The organism is Telluria sp. LT2P34, assembly GCF_059685915.1.
This window is the reverse complement of the sequence record NZ_JCASIN010000004.1, coordinates 52,202-76,766: the sequence shown is the minus strand read 5'-3', so window position 1 is coordinate 76,766 and position 24,565 is coordinate 52,202. Positions and strand designations below refer to the sequence as shown.

Annotated in this window: 26 protein-coding genes; 24 read left to right on the top strand and 2 right to left on the bottom strand. The window is 61.1% G+C overall.

Going from position 1 to position 24,565, the window contains the following annotated elements; genetic code table 11:
- Positions 1–4: 4 nt before the first annotated feature.
- From AC56KZ_RS12935 to AC56KZ_RS12905, 7 genes are all read left to right on the top strand, one after another.
- Positions 5–1,630 carry a GMC family oxidoreductase gene (locus tag AC56KZ_RS12935; RefSeq protein WP_497162580.1) on the top strand — a complete coding sequence of 542 codons (1,626 nt, stop codon included), beginning with the start codon at positions 5–7 and terminating at the stop codon, positions 1,628–1,630.
- A 172-nt stretch (positions 1,631–1,802) separates the two neighbouring features.
- Positions 1,803–2,564, top strand: a complete 762-nt coding sequence (locus AC56KZ_RS12930; protein ID WP_497162579.1) for an ABC transporter ATP-binding protein — start codon at positions 1,803–1,805, stop codon at positions 2,562–2,564.
- The gene (locus AC56KZ_RS12925; protein WP_497162578.1) at positions 2,561–3,271 is read left to right on the top strand and encodes an ABC transporter ATP-binding protein; all 711 of its coding nucleotides are present in this window, start codon (positions 2,561–2,563) and stop codon (positions 3,269–3,271) included. Before AC56KZ_RS12930 ends, AC56KZ_RS12925 begins: the two co-directional genes overlap by 4 nt.
- A 30-nt stretch (positions 3,272–3,301) precedes the next feature.
- Positions 3,302–4,507: an ABC transporter substrate-binding protein gene (locus tag AC56KZ_RS12920; protein WP_497162577.1), complete on the top strand. Its 1,206-nt coding sequence runs from the start codon at positions 3,302–3,304 to the stop codon at positions 4,505–4,507.
- A gap of 29 nt (positions 4,508–4,536) precedes the next feature.
- Complete coding sequence (locus AC56KZ_RS12915; RefSeq protein WP_497162576.1) at positions 4,537–5,421, top strand: branched-chain amino acid ABC transporter permease; 885 nt, start codon at positions 4,537–4,539, stop codon at positions 5,419–5,421.
- Positions 5,422–5,424: 3 nt separating this feature from the next.
- A complete protein-coding gene (locus tag AC56KZ_RS12910; protein WP_497162575.1) occupies positions 5,425–6,414 on the top strand; it encodes a branched-chain amino acid ABC transporter permease in 990 nt (329 codons plus the stop codon).
- Positions 6,411–7,244, top strand: coding sequence for an alpha/beta fold hydrolase (locus tag AC56KZ_RS12905; RefSeq protein ID WP_497162574.1), 834 nt, complete (start codon positions 6,411–6,413; stop codon positions 7,242–7,244). The genes AC56KZ_RS12910 and AC56KZ_RS12905 overlap by 4 nt, the downstream gene beginning before the upstream one ends.
- Here AC56KZ_RS12905 and AC56KZ_RS12900 read toward each other — a convergent pair.
- Complete coding sequence (locus AC56KZ_RS12900; protein WP_497162573.1) at positions 7,239–8,396, bottom strand: iron-containing alcohol dehydrogenase; 1,158 nt, start codon at positions 8,394–8,396, stop codon at positions 7,239–7,241. The genes AC56KZ_RS12905 and AC56KZ_RS12900 overlap by 6 nt on opposite strands.
- A 102-nt stretch (positions 8,397–8,498) precedes the next feature.
- On the opposite strand from AC56KZ_RS12900, the gene AC56KZ_RS12895 reads away from it, so the two are divergent.
- The 17 genes from AC56KZ_RS12895 (at position 8,499) to darG (ending at position 23,667) form a co-directional block, all read left to right on the top strand.
- The gene (locus tag AC56KZ_RS12895) at positions 8,499–9,269 is read left to right on the top strand and encodes a sulfite exporter TauE/SafE family protein (protein WP_497162572.1); all 771 of its coding nucleotides are present in this window, start codon (positions 8,499–8,501) and stop codon (positions 9,267–9,269) included.
- 205 nt (positions 9,270–9,474) lie between these two features.
- Positions 9,475–11,409 (top strand): tRNA uridine-5-carboxymethylaminomethyl(34) synthesis enzyme MnmG, encoded by a 1,935-nt coding sequence (gene mnmG, locus AC56KZ_RS12890; RefSeq protein WP_497162571.1) that lies wholly within the window; start codon positions 9,475–9,477, stop codon positions 11,407–11,409.
- Positions 11,406–12,050, top strand: coding sequence for a 16S rRNA (guanine(527)-N(7))-methyltransferase RsmG (gene rsmG / locus AC56KZ_RS12885; protein WP_497162570.1), 645 nt, complete (start codon positions 11,406–11,408; stop codon positions 12,048–12,050). The genes mnmG and rsmG overlap by 4 nt, the downstream gene beginning before the upstream one ends.
- A 110-nt stretch (positions 12,051–12,160) precedes the next feature.
- Positions 12,161–12,931: a ParA family protein gene (locus AC56KZ_RS12880; protein WP_497162569.1), complete on the top strand. Its 771-nt coding sequence runs from the start codon at positions 12,161–12,163 to the stop codon at positions 12,929–12,931.
- A gap of 32 nt (positions 12,932–12,963) precedes the next feature.
- The gene (locus AC56KZ_RS12875; protein WP_497162568.1) at positions 12,964–13,839 is read left to right on the top strand and encodes a ParB/RepB/Spo0J family partition protein; all 876 of its coding nucleotides are present in this window, start codon (positions 12,964–12,966) and stop codon (positions 13,837–13,839) included.
- Between the two features lie 265 nt (positions 13,840–14,104).
- The gene (locus AC56KZ_RS12870) at positions 14,105–14,443 is read left to right on the top strand and encodes an ATP synthase subunit I (protein ID WP_497162567.1); all 339 of its coding nucleotides are present in this window, start codon (positions 14,105–14,107) and stop codon (positions 14,441–14,443) included.
- Position 14,444: 1 nt separating this feature from the next.
- Positions 14,445–15,281 carry a F0F1 ATP synthase subunit A gene (gene atpB / locus AC56KZ_RS12865; protein ID WP_497162566.1) on the top strand — a complete coding sequence of 279 codons (837 nt, stop codon included), beginning with the start codon at positions 14,445–14,447 and terminating at the stop codon, positions 15,279–15,281.
- A gap of 88 nt (positions 15,282–15,369) precedes the next feature.
- Positions 15,370–15,615 carry a F0F1 ATP synthase subunit C gene (gene atpE / locus AC56KZ_RS12860; RefSeq protein ID WP_183554857.1) on the top strand — a complete coding sequence of 82 codons (246 nt, stop codon included), beginning with the start codon at positions 15,370–15,372 and terminating at the stop codon, positions 15,613–15,615.
- 73 nt (positions 15,616–15,688) lie between these two features.
- Positions 15,689–16,159, top strand: a complete 471-nt coding sequence (locus AC56KZ_RS12855; RefSeq protein WP_497162565.1) for a F0F1 ATP synthase subunit B — start codon at positions 15,689–15,691, stop codon at positions 16,157–16,159.
- Positions 16,160–16,161: 2 nt separating this feature from the next.
- Positions 16,162–16,695: a F0F1 ATP synthase subunit delta gene (locus AC56KZ_RS12850; RefSeq protein WP_497162564.1), complete on the top strand. Its 534-nt coding sequence runs from the start codon at positions 16,162–16,164 to the stop codon at positions 16,693–16,695.
- 79 nt (positions 16,696–16,774) lie between these two features.
- The gene (atpA, locus tag AC56KZ_RS12845) at positions 16,775–18,316 is read left to right on the top strand and encodes a F0F1 ATP synthase subunit alpha (protein ID WP_497162563.1); all 1,542 of its coding nucleotides are present in this window, start codon (positions 16,775–16,777) and stop codon (positions 18,314–18,316) included.
- 63 nt (positions 18,317–18,379) lie between these two features.
- Positions 18,380–19,255 carry a F0F1 ATP synthase subunit gamma gene (gene atpG, locus AC56KZ_RS12840; RefSeq protein WP_497162562.1) on the top strand — a complete coding sequence of 292 codons (876 nt, stop codon included), beginning with the start codon at positions 18,380–18,382 and terminating at the stop codon, positions 19,253–19,255.
- Between the two features lie 35 nt (positions 19,256–19,290).
- Positions 19,291–20,694, top strand: a complete 1,404-nt coding sequence (atpD, locus tag AC56KZ_RS12835; RefSeq protein WP_497162561.1) for a F0F1 ATP synthase subunit beta — start codon at positions 19,291–19,293, stop codon at positions 20,692–20,694.
- Between the two features lie 27 nt (positions 20,695–20,721).
- Entirely contained in the window at positions 20,722–21,144 is a 423-nt protein-coding gene (locus AC56KZ_RS12830; RefSeq protein ID WP_497162560.1) for a F0F1 ATP synthase subunit epsilon, read from the top strand.
- Between the two features lie 230 nt (positions 21,145–21,374).
- A complete protein-coding gene (locus AC56KZ_RS12825) occupies positions 21,375–21,947 on the top strand; it encodes a DarT ssDNA thymidine ADP-ribosyltransferase family protein (protein ID WP_497162559.1) in 573 nt (190 codons plus the stop codon).
- Complete coding sequence (gene darT / locus AC56KZ_RS12820) at positions 21,947–22,588, top strand: type II toxin-antitoxin system toxin DNA ADP-ribosyl transferase DarT (RefSeq protein ID WP_497162558.1); 642 nt, start codon at positions 21,947–21,949, stop codon at positions 22,586–22,588. The genes AC56KZ_RS12825 and darT overlap by 1 nt, the downstream gene beginning before the upstream one ends.
- Entirely contained in the window at positions 22,585–23,667 is a 1,083-nt protein-coding gene (darG, locus tag AC56KZ_RS12815) for a type II toxin-antitoxin system antitoxin DNA ADP-ribosyl glycohydrolase DarG (RefSeq protein WP_497162557.1), read from the top strand. Before darT ends, darG begins: the two co-directional genes overlap by 4 nt.
- A 212-nt stretch (positions 23,668–23,879) precedes the next feature.
- Here the strand turns inward: darG and AC56KZ_RS12810 are convergent, their stop codons facing one another.
- Positions 23,880–24,491, bottom strand: a complete 612-nt coding sequence (locus tag AC56KZ_RS12810) for a peptidoglycan recognition protein family protein (RefSeq protein ID WP_497162556.1) — start codon at positions 24,489–24,491, stop codon at positions 23,880–23,882.
- Positions 24,492–24,565: the final 74 nt, after the last annotated feature.

Here is a 24,565-nt window from a genome sequence, read left to right as displayed (position 1 = left end):
TTGCGTGGAAACGGCCGGAGAATATGACTACATCATCGTGGGGGCCGGCAGCGCAGGCTGCGTCCTGGCCAATCGCCTGACCCGGAACAAAGATGTCACGGTGCTGCTGATCGAAGCCGGTGCGCGCGACGATTACCTGTGGATCCACATCCCGGTCGGCTATCTGCGCTGTATCGGCAATCCGCGCACCGACTGGCTGTTCAATACCGAACCCGATCCCGGCCTGAACGGCCGCGCTCTGATTTATCCACGCGGGAAAGTTCTCGGCGGCAGTTCGTCGATCAACGGCATGATCTACATGCGCGGTCAGCGCGGCGATTACGAGCGCTGGGCCGAGGCCTGCGGCGATTCGTCCTGGGGCTGGGACAAGGTGCTGCCGCTGTTTAAGAAAAGCGAAGACCATTATCGCGGCGCCAGCGAGAACCATGGGGCAGGGGGCGAATGGCGCGTCGAAAAGCAGCGCCTGTCGTGGCAAGTCCTGGATGCCTTCCGCGACGCCCTGGCGCAGGAGGGCATCGACAAGGTCGAGGATTTCAATGGCGGCGACAACGCCGGCTCCTCGTATTTCGAAGTCAACCAGCGGCGCGGCATCCGCCTGAACACCGCGAAAGCCTTTTTGAAACCGGCCGCCGTGCGCCCCAACCTGACCATCATGACCGGCTGCCATGTCGAGCGCCTCATCATCGAGGATTCGGACCAGGGCAAGGTCTGCCGCGGCGTCCAATTCAGCGGCGGCGGGCGCACGTTTACCGCCACCGCGCATGGCGAAACCCTGCTCGCGGCCGGCGCCATCGGCTCGCCCCATCTGCTGCAATTGTCGGGCATCGGCGCAGCAAGCCACCTGCAGCGCCACGGGATCACGCCGCTGGTGGACGCGCCCGGGGTCGGCGACAACCTGCAAGACCATTTGCAGCTGCGCATGGTGTTCAAGGTGAGCGGCGTGAAAACCCTGAACACGAGTGCGAGTAACTGGTTCGGCAAGATGAAGATCGGCCTCGAATATGCCATGTTCCAGAGCGGCCCGATGTCGATGGCGCCGTCGCAGCTCGGTGCGTTCGCACGCTCCAGTCCCGCACAAGCGAGCCCGGACCTGCAATACCATGTCCAGCCGCTGTCGCTGGAAAAATTCGGCGATCCGCTGCACGGTTTCCCCGCGTTTACGGCCAGCGTCTGCAACCTGCGCCCGAGCTCGCGTGGCCACGTGCGCCTGGCCGGCCAGGACAGCTATGCGGCGCCGAAGATCACGCCGAATTACCTGTCGACCGATGACGATCGCCGCACCGCAGCGGCGGCACTGGCGCTGACGCGCCGCATCGTCGCGGCGCCGGCGCTGGCGCGCTACCGGCCCGAGGAATTCAAGCCGGGACCGCAGTACCGCACCGAAGAAGAGCTGGCGCAAGCCGCCGGCCTGATCGGCACCACGATTTTCCATCCGGTCGGCACCTGCAAGATGGGCAAACGGGACGATCCGCTGGCGGTCGTCGACAGCGAGTTGCGCGTCTTCGGCGTCGAACGCCTGCGCGTGGTGGATGCGTCGATCATGCCGTTCATTACCTCGGGAAACACGAATGCGCCGACCATGATGATCGCCGAAAAAGCGGCCGCCCTGATCGCCGCCGCCCGACGCTGATTCCGCCTGTTCTGTCCTGTTCAATTTTGCACAATCGGTGGGCGCCGGTTCCGCACCTGGCGGGCCGTGCGCCGGCCGGCTTGTATTGTCGGCCCCGGCTGAACTGTGTATATTTGATAAGAGTCGCGACTTGGCAGCTGAAACAGACGTTGATTAAGGCACTGGAGAGACGATGGCGGATGTGATTCTTGAAACGAAACGCCTGACCAAGGAATTCAAGGGTTTTACCGCCGTCGACGGGGTCGACCTCAGCGTGCAGCGCGGCCATATCCACGCCCTGATCGGCCCGAACGGCGCCGGCAAGACCACCTGTTTTAATTTGCTCACCAAATTCCTGGTACCGACTTCCGGACAGATCCTGTTCAACGGCCGCGACATCACGCGCGCCCGCCCGGCCCAGATCGCGCGCATGGGCATCATCCGCTCCTTCCAGATTTCCGCCGTGTTTCCCCATCTGACCGTGCTGCAGAACGTGCGCATCGGCCTGCAGCGCCAGCTCGGCACCAGCTTTCATTTCTGGCGCAGCGAAGGCTCGCTGGGGGCCCTGGACGCGCGCGCCATGGACCTGCTGGCCGAGGTCGACCTGGCGCACCTGGCCGACAGCGTCACCGCCGACTTGCCCTATGGCCGCAAGCGCGCGCTCGAGATCGCCACCACGCTGGCGATGGAACCGGAACTGATGCTGCTCGACGAGCCGACCCAGGGCATGGGCCATGAAGACGTGGGCCGCGTGACGGCCTTGATCAAAAAAGTGGCGCAAGGGCGCACCATCCTGATGGTCGAGCACAACATGAACGTCGTGGCCGGCATCTGCGACCACATCTCGGTGCTGCAGCGCGGCGCCGTGCTGGCCGAGGGCAGTTATGCCGAGGTCTCCAGCAATCCGCGGGTGATCGAGGCCTACATGGGCACGCCGGATGGAGTCGAACAATGACGACGGCGGCGCTCGAGATCCGCAACCTGCAAGCCTGGTACGGCGAATCGCACATCCTGCACGGCATCGATGTCTCGGTGGCGCCGGGCGAAGTCGTCACCCTGCTGGGGAGAAATGGCGCCGGGCGCACGACCTTGCTGCGCGCCATCATGGGATTGACCAGCCGCCGCAGCGGTTCGATCCGCATCGATGGCGTCGAATCGATCGGCCTGGCCACGCACCGCATCGCCCACCTCGGGGTCGGCTATTGCCCGGAAGAGCGCGGCATCTTCGCGTCGCTGTCGGCCGAGGAAAACCTGTTGCTGCCACCCGCGCTGGCCGACGCCGGCAACGCGATGTCGCTCGACGAAATCTATGCCATGTTCCCGAATCTGCAGGAGCGGCGCCACAGCCAGGGCACGCGCCTGTCCGGCGGCGAGCAGCAGATGCTGGCGGTGGCGCGCATCCTGCGCACCGGTGCGCGGCTGCTGCTGCTCGACGAAATTTCGGAAGGACTGGCGCCGGTCATCGTGCAGGGACTGGCGCGCACCATCACCACGCTCAAGGCGCGCGGCTACACCATCCTGATGGTCGAACAGAACTTCCGCTTTGCCGCGCCGCTGGCGGACCGTTTTCACGTCGTCGAGCATGGCGCGATCGTCGCCACGGTGGAAGCGCGTGACTTGCAGGAGCGAATGCCGCTATTGACCGAATTGCTTGGCGTTTAAGAAATTTCACCTTAAAAAAACGGAGACACCATGAAACGCACCATCCTCGCCCTTGCCGCCAGCGCCGCCCTTGCCGGCCTCAGCTTGCCCGCCGCCGCCCAGATCAGCGGCGACACCATCAAGATCGGCATGATCACCGACCTGTCCGGCGTGTATTCGGACGTCGACGGCAAGGGCGGCGCCGAGGCCGTGCGCATGGCCATTGCCGACCTCGGCGGCGCGGTGAACGGCAAAAAAATCGAATTCGTGGTGGCCGACCACCAGAACAAACCCGACATCGCCGCCTCGAAGGCGCGCGAATGGTTCGACCAGGGCGGCGTCGACATGCTGATCGGCGGCACCAATTCCGGCGCCAGCCTGGCCATGGCCAAGGTCGCGGCGGAAAAGAAAAAAGTGTTCATTGCCATCGGCGCCGGTTCCGCCCAGCTGACCAATGAACAGTGTTCCCCGTACACCGTGCACTACGCCTACGACACGGTCGCGCTCGCCCGCGGGACGGGCTCGGCCGTGATCCGCCAGGGCGGCAAGAGCTGGTATTTCCTGACCGCCGATTATGCCTTCGGCCATTCGCTGGAAAAGGATACGGCCGAAGTCGTGAAGAAGAACGGCGGCACCGTGGTGGGCAGCGTGCGCCATCCGCTGGCGGCCTCGGATTTCTCTTCCTTCCTGCTGCAGGCGCAGTCGTCCAAGGCCCAGGTGCTGGGGCTGGCGAACGCCGGCGGCGACACGATCAACACGATCAAGGCGGCGCGCGAATTCGGCTTGAGCAAAAACATGAAGATCGCCGGCCTGCTGGTGTTCATCAACGACGTCCACACCTTGGGCTTGCCGGCGACCCAGGGCATGTACCTGACCGACGGCTGGTACTGGGACATGAATCCCGACACCCGGGCCTGGTCGAAGCGGTATTTTGCCAAGATGAAGAAGCAGCCGTCGATGCTGCAGGCGGCCGATTACTCGGCGGCGACCAACTACCTGAACGCCGTCAAGGCGCTTGGCACCGACGACCCGACCAAGGTCATGGCGCACCTGAAAACGCGCAAGATCAACGACATGTTCGCCAAGAATGGCGAGATCCGCGGCGACGGCCGCATGGTCTACGACATGCACCTGATGCAGGTCAAGACGCCGGCCGAGTCGAAATACCCCTGGGATTACTACAAGCGGGTAGCCACCATTCCCGGCGCCCAGGCGTATACGACCAAGGCGGAGACCAAGTGCGTGGCCTGGAAATGACGGCTTGATCGCCCATTGTTCTAGCGTCCATGGAAATCTTCGGAGTCCCCCTGCAAGCCGTGATGAGCCAGCTCCTGCTGGGGCTGGTCAACGGCTCGTTCTACGCCATGCTCTCGCTCGGCCTGGCCGTCATCTTCGGCCTGCTGAACGTGATTAATTTCTCGCATGGCGCGCTGTACATGATGGGGGCCTTTTTCGCCTTTATCGGCGTCACCTCGTACGGCCTGAACTACTGGATGATGCTGGTGCTGGCGCCGCTGGCCGTCGGCGCCTTCGGCATCCTGGTCGAAAAAACCATGCTGCACCGCTTGTACAAGCTGGACCATTTGTATGGCTTGCTGCTGACCTTCGGCATCACCTTGTTGCTGGAGGGCGTGTTCCGCTCCTTCTTCGGCGTGTCCGGCCAGACCCTCGAGGTGCCGGAAGCGCTCAGCGGCGCCACCGACCTCGGCTTCATGATCCTGCCGAACTACCGCGCCTGGGTGGTCGCCGTGTCGCTGACGGTGTGCCTCGGCACCTGGTTCGTCATCGAAAAGACGCGGCTCGGCGCCACGCTGCGCGCCGGTACCGAAAACCCGAAGCTGGTCGAAGCCTTCGGTGTGAATGTCCCGCGCATGGTCACGCTGACCTATGGCTTCGGCGTGGCCCTGGCCGGCCTGGCCGGGGTGCTGGCGGCGCCGGTGATCAACGTCACGCCCTTGATGGGCTCGAACCTGATCATCGTCGTGTTCGCGGTGGTGGTGATCGGCGGCATGGGGTCGATTCTCGGCTCGATCGTCACCGGCCTGCTGCTGGGCGTGATCGAAGGCCTGACGCGCGTGGTGTATCCGGAAGGCTCGGAAGTGGTGGTGTTCGTCGTCATGGTCGTCGTGCTGTTGCTGCGCCCGGCTGGCCTGTTCGGCAAGGAGAAGTGAAGCATGCCTAAAAAGCTCGTGTACGCGCTGGCCCTGGCGATTGCCCTGGCCGCGCCCTTTTTCGGCTATCCGGTGTTCCTGATGAAGCTGCTGTGCTTTGCCCTGTTCGCCTGCGCCTTCAACCTCCTGATCGGGTTTACCGGGCTGCTCTCGTTCGGGCATGCCGCTTTTTTCGGCAGCGCCGGCTATGTCACCGGTTACCTGCTGGCTTCCCGGGGCCTGTCGCCCGAACTCGGCATCCTGGCCGGGGTCGCGGCCAGCAGCCTGCTGGGCCTGGTGGTCGGTGCGCTGGCGATTCGCCGCCAGGGCATTTATTTTTCGATGATCACGTTGGCGCTGGCGCAGATGGTGTATTTCGCGGCGCTGCGCAGTCCGTTCACGGGTGGCGAGGATGGCTTGCAAGGGGTGCCGCGCGGCCGCCTGTTCGGCCTGCTGGACCTGGGCAATGACCTGAGCCTGTACTACCTGGTGCTGGCCATCTGCGCCGCCGGTTTTGCACTGATCGTGCGCATCGTCCATTCGCCCTTCGGACAAGTGCTCAAAGCGATCAAGGAAAACGAGCCGCGCGCCATTTCCCTCGGCTACGACGCCGACCGCTACAAGCTGCTCGCCTTTGTACTCTCCGCCGCCCTCACAGGCCTTGCAGGAGCCACCAAGACGCTCGTGCTGGGCTTCGAGACCCTGACCGACGTCCACTGGACCATGTCGGGCCTGGTGGTCCTGATGACCCTGGTGGGCGGCATGGGCACGATGGCCGGGCCGATCATCGGCGCTTGCCTGATCGTGGCGCTGGAAAACAAGCTGGGCGACTGGGGCGTGGCGCTGGCCGAGCGCACCGGCGTCGCCTGGTTCGGCTCGCTCGGCGAGTCGGTCGGCATGGTGACCGGACTGATCTTTATCGTGTGCGTGCTGCTGTTCCGGCGCGGAATCGTCGGTGAAGCGCAGGCGCTGTTCGCGCGTGGCAGGCGCGGGCGGGGCGGCGACCCGGCATGAAGGAAGAATCGCTGCGGCTGGATGTGAATGGCCTGCGCATGCATGTGCGCAGCGTGGGGCAGGGGCCGGCAGTCGTCCTGCTGCACGGTTTTCCGGATACCCACATGGTCTGGCGCAAGCAGGTGGCGCCGCTGGTGCACGCCGGCTACCGGGTGCTGGCGCCCGACCTGCGCGGCTATGGCCAGACCGATGCCCCGAGCGCGGTATCGGCTTACCGTCTGGAACACGTCTGCAACGATGTGCTGGCCATGCTGGACGCGCTCGACCTGCCGCGGGCCCGCATCGTCGGCCACGACTGGGGCGCGCTCGCCGGCTGGATGCTGTGCATGCAAGCGCCGCACCGCATCGAGCAGTTCGTGGCGCTGTCGGTGGGCCATCCCGCCGCCTTTGCCCGCGCCGGCATCGAGCAGACGCTGCGCAGCGCCTATGCGCTGTGGTTCATGCTGCCGGGCCTGGCCGAGCACTCCCTGCGGGCCGCCGATTTCTACCTGCTGCGGCATTTCACCTCCGACCGCACCCAGGTGTCGTATTGGCGGCGCAGCCTGCTCGAGCCGGGCCGGCTGACGGCAGCCTTGAACTATTATCGGGCCACCCTGCCGCGCGGCCTGGGCTTCGCCACCGGGAGCGCGCCGGTCACGGTGCCGGTCATGGGCGTCTGGAGCAGCCTCGATCCGGCGCTGGGCGAACAGCAGATGGCCGACTCGGCCCGCTACGTCTCAAACAGCTTCCGCTACGAGCGCATCGACGGCGCCGACCACTGGCTGCAGGTCACCGCCGCCGAGCGCGTCAACGCCTTGTTGCTCGACTTTTTTGCAGGCGCCAGGCTATAAGGCGGCGGCGTAGATCGCGTGCGCATCGGCACGGGTCAGTTCGCGCGGGTTGTTGCCGAGCAGGCGAGTCTGCAGCATGGCGTCGTCCGCAAGCCGCTCCAGGTCACTCGACGCGATCCCAAGCTGGCTCAAGGTCGTCTGGATGCCGGTCATGCGCGCCATCTGCTGCATTGCAACAATCAAGGCTTCCGTGCGCGCTTCGGTGCTGCCGCTCGCATCAGGTACGACGACGGCCGCCAGTTCGGCATACAAGGGCGCGGCCACCGGCGCGTTAAAGCGCAGCACGTGCGGCAGCACGAGCGAATTCGACAGACCGTGCGGCACGTGGAAAATGCCGCCGATCGGGTAAGCCAGCGCATGCACGGCGGCCACCGGCGCATTCGAAAACGCCTGCCCCGCGAGGCAGGCGCCGAGCAGCATCGCCTGGCGCGCCGCCAGGTCGTCTCCGTGTTCGCATGCCCGGATCAGGTTGCCCGACAATAAGCGCAAGGCCTGGCGCGCCAGCACATCGGAGATTGGGTTCTTCTTGTGCTTGCTGGTATAGGCTTCGATCGCATGCACCATGGCGTCGATGCCGGTGGCGGCAGTCACCAAGGGCGGCAAACCCAGCGTCGAGGCCGCATCCAGGATGGCGAGGTCGGCGTAGAGCTGGGGCGCAACCACGCCCATCTTGGTGGTGGCGCCGGTGGTCACGATGGCGATGTTGGTCACTTCCGAGCCGGTGCCGGCAGTGGTAGGTATTTGCACCAGCGGCAGCCGCGCTCCCTGTACCTTGCCGATGCCATAGATGTCGGCAATCGGCTGCTCATTGTTGGCCAGCACCGCGATCAGCTTGGCCACGTCCATCGAACTGCCGCCGCCGAAGCCGATCACCAGGTCGATGTTGTCACGCCGGGCAAAGGCGACGGCGTCCATGACGACCGCCTCGGCCGGATCGGCCACCACGCCCGAAAACACGCTGGTGTCGATACCGTGCCGGGCCAGGCTGGCACGGGGGCCGTCGAGCAGGCCGGTGCGCAGGAAACCAGCGTCGGTCACGAATAAGGCGCGCCGTGTGGCGGGAAAGCGCTCGGCGATCAACGCGCCCAGGCGTGCGCTGATGTGGGCTTCGGAAACGATGGTGGCGACGGTGCTGAAGGCAAAGGCGGTCATGGCTGCGATGGGAGTGGAGGGGACGGTTCAGCTTACACCATGGCCGCGCTGCGCTGTCGAGTTGCCGTACAATTTCACCTCTTCAATATTGCGGGGCAAGAGATGATGGACTTCGTATGGCTCGGCGGTGCAGCCTTTCTCGCCGGCCTGGTGGACGCTGTGGTCGGCGGCGGCGGCTTGATCCAGATCCCCGCAATCTTTTCCTTCCTGCCGAAAGAGGTCCCTGCCACTTTATTGGGCACAAACAAGCTTGCGAGTATTTGCGGCACCAGCGTGGCGGCCGTGAATTACGCGCGGCGGGTGCGCGTCGCCTGGAGCGCCGCGGCGCCGGCGGCGCTGGCCGCGTTTGCCCTGTCCTTTGCCGGCGCCTGGACGGTGACCCGCGTGCCTGGCGATTTCGTGCGCTCGCTGTTGCCCTTCGTCTTGCTCGCCGTTGCCATCTATACCTTCCGCAAGAAGGACCTCGGCGCCACCCATGCGCCGCTGCACAGCGGCATGGCGGAACGCTGGTGGGCGGTCGGCATCGGCGCGGCGATCGGTTTTTACGACGGCTTCTTCGGTCCCGGCACAGGCAGTTTCCTGATTTTTCTGTTCGTGCGCTTCTTTGGATTTGATTTCCTCAGTGCCTCGGCGGCGGCGAAGATCGTGAATGTGGCCTGCAACCTGTCGGCCCTGATGTGGTTTGGTTACAGCGGTCACCTGCTATGGCAGCTCGGATTGCTGATGGCCGCCTGCCAGATCGCCGGGTCCCTGGTCGGTACGAAGCTGGCGATCAAGCATGGCAGCGCCTTTGTCCGGAAATTATTCCTGGTGGTCGTGTCCACCTTGATCGTCAAGACCGGCTTCGATGCCGTCGTCACTTGGGCGACCTGAGGCATTGTTTCACGTGAAACATAGTGGAAACCGGCGGCGTGTTTGTACGGCCGCGTGTCCATTGTTTCACGTGGAACATCGCCGGGCGCCGCACTAAATGTGTTCCACGTGAAACAATCGCGCTGCTGTATTTTGGTCGAGCTGGGTCTGGGGCGGCAAAAGATCCTATAATCGCGCATTAGCCTCCTCGCTTTACTCTTCCATCATGCTATTTCCAACTGAATTCGACGTCATCGTCGTCGGCGGCGGCCATGCCGGCACTGAAGCCGCGCTTGCTTCCGCGCGCATGGGGCAAAAGACACTGCTCCTGACGCACAATATTGAAACCCTGGGCCAGATGTCCTGCAATCCCTCGATCGGCGGGATCGGCAAGGGCCACCTGGTCAAGGAAGTCGACGCCCTGGGCGGCGCGATGGCGATTGCCACCGACGAGTCCGGCATCCAGTTTCGCATCCTGAATTCGTCCAAGGGGCCGGCAGTCCGGGCCACGCGCGCCCAGGCCGACCGCATCCTCTACAAGGCGGCAATCCGCTCGCGCATCGAAAACCAGCCCAACCTGTGGCTGTTCCAGCAGGCCGTGGACGACCTGATGGTCGAAGGCGACCGGGTGGTCGGCGCCGTCACCCAGATCGGACTGCAGTTCCGCGCACGCGCAGTGGTGCTGACCGCCGGTACTTTCCTCGACGGTAAAATCCACGTCGGCTTGCAAAACCATACGGCCGGGCGCGCAGGCGACCCGGCGGCGGTGGCGCTGTCGACCCGTCTGAAAGAATTGCAGCTGCCGCAAGGGCGCCTGAAAACCGGCACGCCGCCCCGCATCGACGGGCGCAGTATCGATTTTTCGGTGCTGGCCGAGCAGCCGGGCGACCTCGATCCGGTGCCGGTGTTTTCCTATATGGGCAATGCCGCGATGCATCCGCGCCAGGTGCCATGCTGGGTCACGCACACGAATGCGCAAACCCACGACATCATCCGCAGCGGCCTCGACCGCAGCCCGATGTACACCGGCGTCATCGAGGGCGTCGGCCCGCGCTATTGCCCATCGATCGAAGACAAGATCCACCGCTTTGCCTCGAAAGATTCGCACCAGATCTTCCTCGAGCCGGAAGGCCTCACGACCCACGAGATCTACCCGAATGGGATCTCGACCAGTCTGCCTTTCGACGTGCAGATCGCCCTGGTGCGCTCGATGAAAGGCATGGAAAACGCGTTTATTTTGCGACCCGGCTATGCCATCGAGTACGATTATTTCGACCCGCGCGGGCTGAAATCCTCGCTGGAGACCAAGGCCATCAAGGGCCTGTACTTTGCCGGCCAGATCAACGGCACCACCGGCTACGAAGAAGCGGCGGCCCAGGGCCTGCTCGCAGGCATCAACGCGGCGCTGCAAACCAAGGGGCAAGAGGCCTGGACCCCGGGCCGCTCGGAAGCCTATCTTGGCGTGCTGGTCGATGACCTGACCACCCAGGGCGTACTGGAACCCTACCGCATGTTCACCAGCCGCGCCGAATACCGTCTATCGCTGCGCGAAGACAATGCCGACATGCGCCTGACGGAAATCGGCCGCAGGCTCGGCGTGGTGGGCGACGCCCAATGGCAGGCTTTCGACACCAAACGCGAGGCGGTCGCACGCGAACTCGAGCGCCTGCGCTCGACCTGGGTCAATCCGCGCATCCTGGCCGCCGCCGAATCCGAACGCGTGGTGGGGCAGGCGCTCGAGCGCGAGTACAACCTTGCCGACCTGCTGCGCCGTCCGAACGTCGGCTACGAGGTCTTGATGACGATGACCGGCAGCGACGGGCAGACCCTGGCCGGCCCCGGCGTCGACGATCCGGCCGTCAGGGAACAGGTCGAAATCCAGCTGAAATACGCCGGCTACATCGACCGCCAGGCCAAGGAAGTCGAACGTCACGACCACTACGAAAACATGAAATTGCCGGACAACCTGGACTATCTGGAGATTGCCGCGCTATCGATCGAAGTGCGCCAGAAGCTGGATAAACAGCGTCCGGAAACCCTGGGCCAGGCCTCGCGCATCTCGGGCATTACCCCGGCGGCGATTTCGCTGCTGCTGGTGCACCTGAAAAAGCGCGGCGCCAAGGGTTTTAGCGCCACCCCAACCGAGGAGACCGCACAGTGAAGGGTTTCGATCGCGCTGTGCTGGCGCAGGTGCTGGACGACGGCATCGAGGAGATGGGCCTGAATATCGGGCCCGAGCAGCGTACCCAGCTGATGGATTACCTGGCCCTGATGGCCAAGTGGAACAGCGTCTACAACCTGACCTCCTTGCGCGACCCGATGCAGATGGTGACCCACCACCTGCTCGATTCGCTGGCGGCGGTGCCGGCCTTTTTTGCCGCGCGCAATGTGCTCGACGTCGGGGCAGGGGGCGGCTTGCCGGGCATCGTGCTGGCGATTGCGCGCCCCGACATGCACGTGTCGCTGATCGACACCGTGCACAAGAAAACGGCGTTTTTAAAGCAGGTGAAAGCGGAACTGGGGCTGGCCAACGTCACCGTGTACACGATGAAGGTACAGGAGCTGCAGGCCGGGCCTTTCGACGTCATCACCTCGCGCGCTTTTGCCGACCTGTCCGATTTCGTCAACTGGTCCGGGCACCTGCTGGCCGAGGGCGGGCAATTCATTGCTTTAAAAGGGGTGGCGCCGCCGGAGGAACAGGAGCGGCTTCCCGGGGCGTGGAAAGTGCAGGAATTGCGGCCTTTGAGGGTGGCAAAACTGGAAGCGGAGCGCCATCTGGTGTTCATTCAAAAAGCAGCGTAACAAGATTAACAAAATAAATGATTTATACCGTTACAACCGATTAAACGGTTTATTCTGTTTAAAAGATATGAGCGGTATAACTTGATGGTGCAGTATCCGGACAAGAATAAATGGCAAAAATATTTTGCGTTGCAAACCAGAAGGGCGGCGTCGGCAAGACGACCACCAGTGTGAACCTGTCGGCAGGTCTAGCCAAGCTGAACCAGCGTGTGCTGCTGGTCGACCTCGACCCTCAGGGCAATGCGACGATGGGCGCCGGCATCAACAAGGCGTCCCTGAAAGCGTCGACTTACCAGGTGCTGCTCGGTGAGGCCGAGGTGGGGCAGGCGCGCATGCGCTCCGAGGCCGGGCGCTTCGATGTGCTGCCGGCGAACCGCGAACTGGCCGGCGCCGAAGTCGAGATGGTCGAGCTGGACAACCGCGAGCGGCGCCTGAAGGATGCGCTGGCCCAGGTCGATGCCGACTACGATTTCATCCTGATCGACTGCCCGCCGGCCTTGTCGATGCTGACCCTGAACGGCCTGTGCGCCGCGCATGGCGTGATCATCCCGATGCAGTGCGAGTACTACGCGCTCGAAGGCCTGTCGGACCTGGTCAACACGATCAAGAAGGTGCATGCGAACCTGAACACGGATTTGAAGATCATCGGCCTGCTGCGCGTGATGTTCGATCCGCGCATGACCCTGTCGCAGCAAGTCTCGGCCCAGCTCGAGCAGCACTTCGGCGGCAAGGTCTTCAAGACCATCATCCCGCGCAACGTGCGCCTGGCCGAAGCGCCGTCCTACGGCATTCCCGGCGTTGTCTTCGATCCGGCATCGAAAGGCGCGCAAGCCTATATCGCGTTCGGGGCCGAAATGGTCGAGCGCATCAAGACGATGTAATTAGCAATGTAATCAGAAAGAGTTATCCACACATGGCGACGAAAAAACTCAAGGGCCTCGGCCGCGGTCTCGATGCACTGCTCGGGGGCGACATGGACCAGGCGCCGGTGGCGGGCGCACCTTCCGTGCTGCCGGTCGCGCAACTCCAGCCCGGCAAATACCAGCCGCGCACCCGCATGGACGAGGGCGCGCTGAACGAACTGGCGGCGTCCATTAAAAGCCAGGGCGTGATGCAGCCGGTGCTGGTGCGCCCGGTTGCGGGCGGCGAGGCAGGGCAATATGAAATCATTGCCGGCGAACGGCGCTTCCGCGCGGCGCAGATCGCCGGCCTGATGGAGATTCCGGTGCTGGTGCGCGACGTCGACGACCAGGCCGCCGCGGCGATGGCCCTGATCGAGAACATCCAGCGCGAAGACCTGAACCCGCTGGAAGAAGCGCAGGGCATCGCGCGCCTGATTTCCGATTTCGACTTTACCCACGAGCAGGCGGCCACCGCAGTAGGACGCTCGCGCAGCGCGGTGTCGAACCTGCTGCGCCTGGTGAACCTGGCCGGGCCGGTGCAGACCATGCTGATGGCGGGCGACATCGACATGGGCCACGCCCGTGCCTTGCTGTCGGTCGACAGTGCCAGCCAGATCACGCTGGCGAACCAGGTCATCGCGAAACGGCTGTCGGTGCGCGAAACCGAAAAGCTGGTCGCCCGCGCCCTGGAAGAAGCGGCCAGCGGCGTGCAGCCGCCGCGCGTCAAGGACAAGTCGGGCGACATCGTGCGCCTGGAAGAAGAGCTGTCGGACAAGCTGGCCACGCCGGTGGTGTTCAAGATGGGGCCGAAGGGCCGCGGCCAGATGATCATCGATTTTGCCGACCTCGACATCCTGGAGGGCGTGCTGTCCCGGCTGCGCGCGTAAGCAGGGCCCGGCCACGGGCAGATGCGGAATGGCAACAGTAAAACTACGGTATGCCCAAGTGTGACCTCGGGCGCCGGCTCGGCCTGCAAATAGCAGGGATTACCGGGCAATCGGCGCGGTTTCACGTCACATTTCCAGCCGCAATGCATACTCCTGTACAACTGGAATCGTTTGACTCCCGAGGCCTAAGGAACTTATAATCCCGCTGATTCATGTAATTACCACACCGTAACGCGGTTCCATTGGCCAAGGCGAAAGAATAAAAATGTTGCGCCTGGTCTCCCTGCAAGCGATCGCAACAGCGATGGTCGGCGTCCTCGCCGGCCTGCTGGGGGGATGGTCTGCGGCCTTTTCGGCGGTACTCGGCGGAATTTGTTGTGTTGTCCCGAACGCCATCATGGCGGTACGACTGTTCGCCGGCGCAAGCAAGCCTGGCGGGGCCAACCCTGCGACATTTTTCATCTGGGAATTTGTAAAGATTGCACTGACGGTCGCCCTGTTGGGGCTGGCCGCGACGCTGTACCGCGACCTGAATTGGCTGGCGCTCCTCGCCGGCTTCATCGTGGCGCTAAAAAGTTACATATTCTTATTATTTAGGCACTGATATGACGACCACCGTAGAAGGCGCAGCACAGCACGCGCCCACCGCATCAGAGTACATCAAGCACCACCTGGGTCACCTGTCGAACCACCACCAGAATGGCCCGGTCGACTTTTCCGTGATCCACTACGACACCATGTTCTGGTCGATCGCGATGGGCGTGCTCGCCCTGCTGGTGATGTGGTCGGCGGCGCGCAAGGCGACTTCCGGCGTGCCGGGACGTTTCCAGGCCGCCGTCGAGATCCTGGTCGAAATGGTCGACAACCAGTCGAAAACCATCGTCCATGGCGACCGCAGCTTCATCGCCCCGCTGGCGCTGACCGTGTTCGTCTGGGTTGCACTGATGAACTCGCTGGACTTCCTGCCGGTCGACCTGTTCGCGGCCGCCTTCGGCGCCCTTGGCGTCGAGCACCTGTTCCCTTACCACCGCGTGGTCCCGACCGCCGACCTGAACGGCACCATCGGTATTTCGCTCGGCGTGCTGATCCTGATGATCTATTACGGCATCAAGATCAAGGGCCTCGGCGGCTGGCTCCACGAATTGTTCGCGGCACCGTTCGGCATCTACATGGCGCCATTCAACCTGCTGTTGAACATCATCGAATACGCAGCAAAAATGGTTTCGCTCGGTATGCGACTGTTCGGCAACATGTTTGCCGGTGAGCTGCTGTTCCTCTTGATCGCTTTGCTTGGCTCGACCGCAACCGTCTTCGGTTTCGCCGGCCAGGTGATTGCCGGCTCGATCTGGGCGATCTTCCACATCCTGATCGTGTTCCTGCAGGCATTCATCTTCATGATGCTGACGCTGGTCTACCTCGGTCAGGCCCACGAAGGCCACTGATCGGCGCCGCAAGCATCGAACAAGATAGTGGTTGTAACGAAGTTGTAATTTTTTAATCTAGTTCTTAATTTAACTTTTTGGAGTAAACATGACTGACCTTTCTTTTGTTGCACTGGCTTGCGGTTTGATCATCGGTCTGGGCGCTATCGGTGCTTGTATCGGTATCGCCATCATGGGCGGTAAATACCTCGAAGCTTCTGCACGTCAGCCAGAACTGATGAACACCCTGCAGACCAAGATGTTCCTGCTGGCTGGCCTGATCGACGCGGCATTCCTGATCGGCGTCGGTATCGCCATGCTGTTCGCATTCGCGAACCCGTTCGTCCCAGTCTAAGACGACGCATCTCAGGTTTTGAAGGGCCGAACCATCACGGTTCGGCGTCCGTTTTTGTGAGAAGGAAAATACCGTGAACCTCAACGCAACTCTGTTTGCACAGCTCGCCGTCTTCCTCGTCCTGGCGCTCTTCACGATGAAATTCGTGTGGCCGCCGCTGATGAAAGCGCTCGACGAGCGCGCCGACAGGATCGCCAACGGCCTGGCCGCAGCCGACCGTGGCAAGGCCGACCTCGCCGCCGCCGAAAAGCGCGTGCAGGCCGAACTGGCCAGCGCCCGTGACGAAGGCCAGAAACGCATCGTCGACGCCGAAAAGCGCGCCGCGATGATCATCGACGACGCCAAGAAGAGCGCCGCCGAAGAAGCCGCCCGTATCGTTGCCGCCGCGCGCGCCGACGCCGAGCAGCAAGTGACGCGCGTGCGCGAAGAACTGCGTGGCCAGGTGGCCGCATTGGCCGTCAAAGGCGCCGAGCAGATCCTCAAGCGCGAAGTGAATGCAGATGCGCACGCCGCCCTGCTGACGCAACTGTCGGCCGAGCTGTAATCATGGCTGAACTCGCAACCGTCGCCCGTCCCTACGCCGAAGCGCTGTTCCGCGTTGCGCAGTCCGGCAACCTGGCAGCCTGGTCCGAACTGGTGTCCGAACTGACCCAGGTCGGCGCCAACCCTGATGTGCAGGCGTTTGCCGCCAACCCGAACGTGACCGCGCGTGATCTCACTGCAACCTTGACCTCGCTGGTCAAGTCGCCGATGACGCCCGAGGCCGCGAACTTCCTGCAGATGCTGGCCGAAAATGGCCGCATCAGCCTGCTGCCGCAGATCGGCGCCCAGTTCCAGGTGCTGAAGAACGCCCAGGCGGGTGCCGCCGACGCAGACATCGCCAGCGCCTTTGCACTGTCCGATGCCCAGGTCACGCAACTGGTCGGCACGCTGGAAAAGAAATTCGGCCGCAAGCTCAACCCAACGGTGACCGTGGACCCGTCCCTGATCGGTGGCGTACGCGTGCTGGTCGGCGATGAAGTGCTCGATACCTCGGTGCGCGCCAAGCTGCAGCAGATGCATGCTGCGCTGGTCGCGTAAGATCGCATCGAACTTTCCACGCATTGCCGGCATCTCACGCCTTGCCCACGCATCAAGAACTTATTAGGAGTTAGCACTCATGCAACTTAATTCATCTGAAATCAGCGAACTGATCAAGAGCCGCATCCAGGGCCTCGAAGGTTCGACTGACGTTCGCAATCAAGGCACGGTGATCTCCGTGGCCGACGGTATCTGCCGCATCCACGGTCTGTCGGACGTGATGCAGGGCGAGATGCTGGAATTCCCTGGCAACACCTTCGGCCTGGCGATGAACCTCGAGCGCGACTCGGTCGGTTCCGTCATCCTGGGTGCTTACGAGCACATCTCGGAAGGCGACACCGTCAAGACGACCGGCCGCATCCTGGAAGTGCCGATCGGTCCTGAACTGCGCGGCCGTGTGGTCAACGCACTGGGCCAGCCGATCGACGGCAAGGGTCCGATCGCCACGACCCTGACCGCGCCGATCGAAAAGATCGCGCCAGGCGTGATCGCCCGCGAATCCGTGTCGCAGCCTATGCAGACCGGCATCAAGTCGATCGACGCGATGGTGCCGATCGGCCGTGGCCAGCGCGAGCTGATCATTGGCGACCGCCAGACCGGTAAATCGGCTGTCGCTGTCGACGCCATCATCAACCAGCGCGGCCAGAACGTGACCTGCGTGTATGTTGCGATCGGCCAGAAGGCGTCGACCATCAAGAACATCGTGCGCTCGCTCGAGCAGCACGGCGCGATGGAATACACCATCGTCGTCGCCGCGTCGGCGTCGGAATCGGCCGCCATGCAGTACATCTCGGCATACTCCGGCTGCGCGATGGGCGAATACTTCCGCGACCGCGGCGAAGACGCACTGATCGTGTACGACGACCTGTCGAAGCAAGCCGTCGCTTACCGCCAGATCTCGCTGCTGCTGCGCCGTCCACCAGGCCGCGAAGCCTATCCTGGCGACGTGTTCTACCTGCACAGCCGCCTGCTCGAGCGCGCAGCACGCGTGAACGCCGACTACGTGTCGAACTTCACCAACGGCGCCGTGACGGGTAAAACCGGTTCGCTGACCGCACTGCCGATCATCGAAACGCAAGCGGGCGACGTGTCCGCCTTCGTGCCGACCAACGTGATTTCGATTACCGACGGCCAGATCTTCCTGGAGACCTCGCTGTTCAACGCCGGTATCCGTCCTGCGATCAACGCCGGTATCTCGGTGTCGCGCGTCGGTGGCGCCGCCCAGACCAAGGTCATCAAAAACCTGTCGGGCGGTATCCGTACCGACCTGGCGCAGTACCGTGAGCTGGCCGCGTTCGCGCAGTTCGCCTCGGACCTGGATGAATCGACCCGCAAGCAGCTGGACCGTGGTGCGCGCGTGACCGAGCTGCTCAAGCAGCCACAGTACTCGCCGCTGTCGATCTCGCTGATGGCCGCATCGCTGTTCGCCGTCAACAAGGGTTATCTGGACGATATCGAAGTCAAGCAGGTGCTGCCGTTCGAAGCCGGCCTGCATGGCTACCTGAAGACGAAACAGGCTGCGCTCCTGTCGAAGATCGAAGAAACCAAGCAACTGGACAAGGACGCCGAAGCAGCACTCGCCGCCGCCATTGCTGATTTCAAAAAATCCGGCGCATTTTAATAATGGATAATTCGGCGCCGCTGTTGCAGGGCGGCGCCGGATGACCGGAAGGAGTTAGGACTCATGGCAGTAGGCAAAGAGATTCGTGGCAAGATCAAGAGCGTAGAGAATACGAAGAAGATCACCAAGGCGATGGAAATGGTCGCCGCATCGAAAATGCGCAAGGCGCAGGAACGCATGCGGTCGGCACGTCCCTACAGTGAAAAAATTCGGAACATCACCGCCAATCTGGCCGGCGCGAACCCGGAGTACACGCACGTGTTCATGGCGCAAGCCAAGAACGTGCAGGCAAAGGCAGTGGGCTTCATCGTCGTCACGACCGACAAGGGTCTGTGCGGCGGCATGAACACCAACATCCTGCGCCAGGTCACGGTCAAATCGCGCGAACTGGAAGCGGCGGGCAGCCGTGTCGAGGCTGTCGCCATCGGCAACAAGGGCCTGGGCTTCCTGAACCGTGTCGGCGTCAAGCTGGTGTCGTCCGCGACCCAGCTCGGCGACACGCCACACCTGGACAAGCTGATCGGCCCGATCAAGGTCATGCTCGATGCATACCAGGATGGCCAGCTCGACGCTGTCTACCTGTGCTACACCAAGTTCATCAACACGATGAAACAGGAACCGGTCGTTGAGCAATTGCTCCCGCTGCCGGCCAAGCACATGGAACAGGAAAAAGGCGCGATCTCGTGGGATTACATCTACGAGCCGGAACCGCAAGTCGTGATCGACGAGCTGCTGGTGCGTTATGTCGAGGCCCTGGTCTACCAGGCCGTCGCGGAAAACCTGGCGTCCGAGCAATCGGCACGCATGGTCGCGATGAAGGCGGCAAGCGACAACGCAGGCAGCGTCATCGGCGAGCTGAAGCTGATCTATAACAAGACCCGCCAGGCAGCGATTACCAAAGAACTCTCCGAAATCGTCGCCGGTGCGGCAGCGGTTTAAACGACAAGTAATTAACTATATCTGAAGGAACGAACATGGCTGATGGCAAAATCGTTCAGTGTATCGGCGCAGTGGTTGACGTGGAATTCCCACGTAACGCCATGCCGAAAGTTTTCGACGCACTGAAAATGGCAGGCTCCGAACTGACCCTGGAAGTACAGCAGCAGCTGGGTGACGGCATCGTCCGCACCATCGCGCTGGGTAGCTCGGAAGGCCTGCGTCGCGGCATGATGATCCAGAACACCGGCGCCCCGATCATGGTGCCAGTCGGCACCGCGACCCTGGGCCGCATCATGGACGTGCTGGGTAACCCGATCGACGAATGCGGTCCGGTCAGCCATGAGCGCATGGCATCGATCCACCGCACCGCTCCTGCATACGACGAACTGTCGCCATCGCAAGACCTGCTGGAAACCGGCATTAAGGTCATCGACCTGGTCTGCCCGTTCGCCAAAGGCGGTAAAGTCGGCCTGTTCGGCGGCGCCGGCGTCGGCAAGACCGTCAACATGATGGAACTGATCAACAACATCGCCAAAGCGCACTCGGGCCTGTCCGTGTTCGCCGGCGTTGGTGAGCGTACCCGCGAAGGTAACGACTTCTACCACGAGATGGCGGACGCCAAGGTCGTCGACCTGGAAACGCCTGAAAACTCGAAGGTCGCGATGGTCTACGGCCAGATGAACGAGCCGCCAGGCAACCGCCTGCGCGTCGCGCTGACCGGCCTGACGATGGCCGAAGCCTTCCGTGACGAAGGTAAGGACGTTCTGTTCTTCGTGGACAACATCTACCGCTTCACCCTGGCCGGTACCGAAGTCTCGGCACTGCTGGGCCGTATGCCGTCGGCGGTGGGCTACCAGCCTACCCTGGCCGAAGAGATGGGCCGCCTGCAAGAGCGCATCACCTCGACCAAGACCGGTTCGATCACCTCGATCCAGGCCGTCTACGTCCCTGCGGATGACTTGACCGACCCGTCGCCGGCAACCACCTTCGCCCACCTCGATTCGACCGTCGTTCTGTCGCGTGACATCGCCTCGCTGGGTATCTACCCTGCGGTCGATCCGCTCGACTCGACCTCGCGCCAGCTGGACCCGCTCGTCGTCGGCCAGGAACACTACGACACCGCGCGCGCCGTCCAGGGCACCCTGCAGCGCTACAAGGAACTGCGTGACATCATCGCGATTCTGGGCATGGACGAACTGGCGCCGGAAGACAAGCTGCTGGTCGCGCGCGCTCGCAAGATGCAGCGTTTCCTGTCGCAGCCGTTCCACGTCGCTGAAGTGTTTACCGGCGCACCAGGCAAGTACGTTTCGCTGAAAGACACGATCAAGGGCTTCAAGATGATCGCGTCGGGCGAACTGGACCACCTGCCGGAGCAGGCGTTCTACATGGTCGGCACCATCGACGAAGCGATCGAAAAAGCCAAGAAACTGGCTGCCTAAGTCCACTTCTCAACCTGAAGGACACACATGGCAAACACATTTCACGTTGACGTCGTCTCGGCCGAATCTTCGATCTTTTCGGGCGAAGCCGAGTTCGTCGCGTTGCCGGGTGAGTCGGGCGAGCTGGGTATCTACCCGAAGCACACCCCGCTCATCACGCGGATCCGTCCGGGTGCCGTACGCATCCAGACGACCGGCGGTGGCGAAGAGTTCTTCTTCGTCGCCGGCGGCATCCTCGAGATCCAGCCGAACGGCGTGACGGTCCTGGCCGACACCGCCATCCGCGGCGCCGATCTCGACGAAGCCAAAGCGCTGGAAGCCAAGCGCGCGGCCGAAGAGCTGATGCAGTCGCAGGACGCGCAGATCGACTACGCGAAAGCGCAAGCCGAACTGGCTTCGGCCATCGCGCAGCTGGCGGCAATCCAACGATTGCGCGCACGCGGCAAGTAAGCATCAAGCAGTAACTGCAGTAGATTAAAAGGCAGCCGTGAGGCTGCCTTTTTTCTTTTATTGACGCTGCGTAATCCTCTTAATAATTTATGCATTTAGGGTAACTGCATATTATTGACTTCGAGTTACATTTTCTTCTTGTCAAGTGTAAGATACATCTGGAACTGCGTTGCGTTGATCACCGCTTCGGTCACACAGCCGGGTCCACAATGTCAATTTCGGAGACTATAATGCCTGATATCAAAGACCAGAAGCTTCTATATCATCTAACCTGCTTAGACAACATTGCATCGATTTTACACATGGGCTTGCTTCCTCGAGCTCAAGTGCAAAGCTTTGCAGACGTTGCGAATCCGGACATAATACAAAACCGGGGCGACTATGGCCTTGAACGCTATGTTCCGTTTCACTGGTTTGCTCGCAACCCCTTCGACGGACGCGTTCAGCACGATCATCCGCAGAAGACATTCGTTCTGATAGCTGTTCGCCGGACTCTAGCGCAAGCAGAAAATTGGCCAATTATCGCGCGGCACCCATTGGCGAACGGTGCTCCGGAGTTGTTGAATTACCAAGAAGGTATCGCTTCGATTGACTGGGATACAATGAACCGTCGGGACTATCATGACAGCGATTGTAAGAGTGTCTGCATGGCCGAATGTCTCTCTCCTCGTCCCGTAGCTCCTAAAGATTTCTTTAGGGTATATGTGCCTTCTGACGCAGTAGCACAACAGGTCCGCGGAATTGTAAACCGACTAAATTTGCAGTTAGAAGTTGACGTAAACTCCGGAATGTTCCTCCAATAATGTATAAAAATTTAAATCCACAAAAGGCCTTACTTTGGCGAATAGTCCATAAGGATAACCTTTTATGGATTTTGAGAAATGGCCTACAATGCGCCAACTCGTCGACCCTTTCGCCGAATTACGTAAATATTGGTAACGCGGACCTTATCGATAAAAGACGAAATCGTGTTGTGCCTATCGACCCGGGAGGGACCTTAGCAGACTACGTTCCGTTCTATTTCACGCCTTTTTCTGTGATGATGATGAACATCCACTCCGGGCGTAGCGTGGTGAAGCGCAGCAACAATGAGATTGTAATTCTGGTAACAAGCTTGAATCGTGTAAACGCTCTTAACTTGCCTTTTGTATTCACGAATGCACATGCGTATCCGTCTTGGACAAACTATTATTCTGATCTTGCTAGCTTGAACGAGATAGATTGGGGAATTCTGCAAAATCGGGATTTTCGTCGTGATCCTGAGGATCCGCGGAAGGTGGAGCGTTATCAAGCTGAAGCATTGATTTTTAGGCATCTGCCAGTAGATGGTTTACTCGGAATTATTTGTTATACCGATGAACTAAAGAGTGAGCTCGACGCTCAAATAGCACATATGGATTTGAACTTGGCAGTCCATGTAAGAAGGGAATGGTACTTCCAATGATCAAGTTCACATCAGGAAACTTGCTTGAATCCGATGCAGAAGTTTTAGTGAATACGGTTAATACTGTCGGTGTTATGGGCAAGGGTATTGCTCTGATGTTCAAAGAGCGTTTTCCAGAAAATTTCAAGCGATACGCTGCTGCATGTAAAGCAAAAGAGGTGAATACTGGAAAGATGTTCGTCACTGAGGTAGGTGAACTTCATGGACCGAAGTGGATAGTTAATTTTCCGACCAAAAGACATTGGCGAGCCGACTCGGAACTGAACTGGGTTAAAGAAGGACTGTACGATCTTCGGCAGTTCCTTATAGAGCAGAAGGTGAAATCGGTAGCTATACCGCCTTTGGGCGCAGGAAATGGTGGACTCGATTGGGCAGAGGTAAAGCCTTTGATTGAGGAAAGCCTTTGCGATCTAGAGGTCGAGATTTTGGTATTTGAGCCGACAGATAAATACCAAAATGTGGTGAAGAAATCTGGCGTAGAGAAGTTGACTCCTGCGAGGGCTCTAATAGCTGAACTTGTCCGCAGATACTGGGTGCTTGGAATCGAATGCAGTTTGTTAGAAATCCAGAAACTAGCTTGGTTCTTAGAGCGTTCGATCGAAAGGGATAATCCCGGCGATAACCCGTTAGATCTACAGTTTGTTGCTCATCGATACGGCCCATACGCTAACCGTCTTGAACACTTGTTGAACAATTTAGACGGAAGCTATCTTCACTGCAATAAAAGAATTAGTGACGCCGACCCCCTTGAAGTTGTTTGGTTTGATGAGCAAAAACGTGACTTCGTCCAGGCGTATTTGGGCAGCGAGGCACGGCGATATCACTGCGCGCTTGAGTCCACTTCAGAGTTAATTGATGGGTTTGAATCTCCTTTTGGACTAGAGTTGCTTGCGACAGTTGACTGGTTGCTGTTTAAAGAAGGGGTCGAACCAAATCTGAATGCGGTCCGGCAAGCACTTGAGCAGTGGCGAGGCGGCGAGAAGGCCGCAGAGCGTAAGTTGAGACTTTTTGATGATCGCGCTCTTACCATAGCTCTGGATAAGCTTAGAGCAAGCCATCTGTTCGCGCATATTAACTAGCGTTACAACATTCGTCGACATTCATTCCAAGACTTCTGCGTGTTGAGCAGGCCGTTGAAGAGCTGATCCAGTCATAGCACGTAGAGGTCGATTACAGGCGAAAGCGGTGGCTCGTGCAGCGCTTCAGTCCGGCTGCAACTAAGTCTTCAAACCGTGACGACAATGCTGAGCTGAGCCTACGTCGTTTTATTCAACTTACCAGTCCTAGGAATCTACGGACGACTTTTGAGGCGCAGCGCGACCTGTTCTTTGAAATAGCCGCTCTGCACATACCGGTACAGGTTCGCCCCCGGGCAGACAGTTTTATCGGAATGGTCGCGGTGGCTGGCGATGCGCTCGACCGGCACCTTGTATTTGGCGGCCAGCATCGCCATCACGTCGACTACGGCTTTCAGCTGGGCCGGGTTCGGTTCGACTTCCTCGAAATTGCCGACCACTTCGATCAATGCATGGCCGCTCGGGTCGTATTCCGTATTCGTGTCGCCGGCATAGGCGATGTCGCGCCCGGCATAGGTGCGGCCTTCCAGGTCGATGATGTAGTGGTAGGGGATGTCGAGCCAGCCCTTGGTGTTGCGCGACCAGGTCTGCAGGTTGCGCAGGTACTGGCGCGGGTCGGTGCCGGGTTTGAACGGCTCGCCCTGGTGGTGCAGGGTGATGTGGGTGATGGCGTGGCGCCGGGCACGGCTGGCGTCGGCCGGCGTGCCGCCCCAGTCGGCGACGGCGACGACGGGGACGTCGATTGTCTTGGGCGTAACCGCGCAGCCGGCGACGGCCAGGGCGAAGAACAGGGGAGCGATCAGTCGAGGTAAGTGTGCGAGGTGCATGGCGGGATTCACGGATGAGGTAAGGCGCCATCTTTCCACAGTTACGCCGGTTCGTGCAAATGACTTGAAGCACG

Coding starts and splice junctions, on each gene's coding strand:
- atpD (WP_497162561.1), top strand. CDS start 19,291: ATGGCTGATGGCAAAATCGTTCAGTGTATCGGCGCAGTGGTTGACGTG.
- AC56KZ_RS12930 (WP_497162579.1), top strand. CDS start 1,803: ATGGCGGATGTGATTCTTGAAACGAAACGCCTGACCAAGGAATTCAAG.
- darG (WP_497162557.1), top strand. CDS start 22,585: ATGATCAAGTTCACATCAGGAAACTTGCTTGAATCCGATGCAGAAGTT.
- atpB (WP_497162566.1), top strand. CDS start 14,445: ATGACGACCACCGTAGAAGGCGCAGCACAGCACGCGCCCACCGCATCA.
- AC56KZ_RS12880 (WP_497162569.1), top strand. CDS start 12,161: ATGGCAAAAATATTTTGCGTTGCAAACCAGAAGGGCGGCGTCGGCAAG.
- AC56KZ_RS12915 (WP_497162576.1), top strand. CDS start 4,537: ATGGAAATCTTCGGAGTCCCCCTGCAAGCCGTGATGAGCCAGCTCCTG.
- atpE (WP_183554857.1), top strand. CDS start 15,370: ATGACTGACCTTTCTTTTGTTGCACTGGCTTGCGGTTTGATCATCGGT.
- AC56KZ_RS12925 (WP_497162578.1), top strand. CDS start 2,561: ATGACGACGGCGGCGCTCGAGATCCGCAACCTGCAAGCCTGGTACGGC.
- AC56KZ_RS12875 (WP_497162568.1), top strand. CDS start 12,964: ATGGCGACGAAAAAACTCAAGGGCCTCGGCCGCGGTCTCGATGCACTG.
- AC56KZ_RS12920 (WP_497162577.1), top strand. CDS start 3,302: ATGAAACGCACCATCCTCGCCCTTGCCGCCAGCGCCGCCCTTGCCGGC.
- AC56KZ_RS12900 (WP_497162573.1), bottom strand. CDS start 8,396: ATGACCGCCTTTGCCTTCAGCACCGTCGCCACCATCGTTTCCGAAGCC.
- atpA (WP_497162563.1), top strand. CDS start 16,775: ATGCAACTTAATTCATCTGAAATCAGCGAACTGATCAAGAGCCGCATC.
- AC56KZ_RS12895 (WP_497162572.1), top strand. CDS start 8,499: ATGATGGACTTCGTATGGCTCGGCGGTGCAGCCTTTCTCGCCGGCCTG.
- AC56KZ_RS12810 (WP_497162556.1), bottom strand. CDS start 24,491: ATGCACCTCGCACACTTACCTCGACTGATCGCTCCCCTGTTCTTCGCC.
- AC56KZ_RS12830 (WP_497162560.1), top strand. CDS start 20,722: ATGGCAAACACATTTCACGTTGACGTCGTCTCGGCCGAATCTTCGATC.
- mnmG (WP_497162571.1), top strand. CDS start 9,475: ATGCTATTTCCAACTGAATTCGACGTCATCGTCGTCGGCGGCGGCCAT.
- AC56KZ_RS12910 (WP_497162575.1), top strand. CDS start 5,425: ATGCCTAAAAAGCTCGTGTACGCGCTGGCCCTGGCGATTGCCCTGGCC.
- atpG (WP_497162562.1), top strand. CDS start 18,380: ATGGCAGTAGGCAAAGAGATTCGTGGCAAGATCAAGAGCGTAGAGAAT.
- darT (WP_497162558.1), top strand. CDS start 21,947: ATGTATAAAAATTTAAATCCACAAAAGGCCTTACTTTGGCGAATAGTC.
- AC56KZ_RS12870 (WP_497162567.1), top strand. CDS start 14,105: ATGTTGCGCCTGGTCTCCCTGCAAGCGATCGCAACAGCGATGGTCGGC.
- AC56KZ_RS12825 (WP_497162559.1), top strand. CDS start 21,375: ATGCCTGATATCAAAGACCAGAAGCTTCTATATCATCTAACCTGCTTA.
- AC56KZ_RS12905 (WP_497162574.1), top strand. CDS start 6,411: ATGAAGGAAGAATCGCTGCGGCTGGATGTGAATGGCCTGCGCATGCAT.
- AC56KZ_RS12850 (WP_497162564.1), top strand. CDS start 16,162: ATGGCTGAACTCGCAACCGTCGCCCGTCCCTACGCCGAAGCGCTGTTC.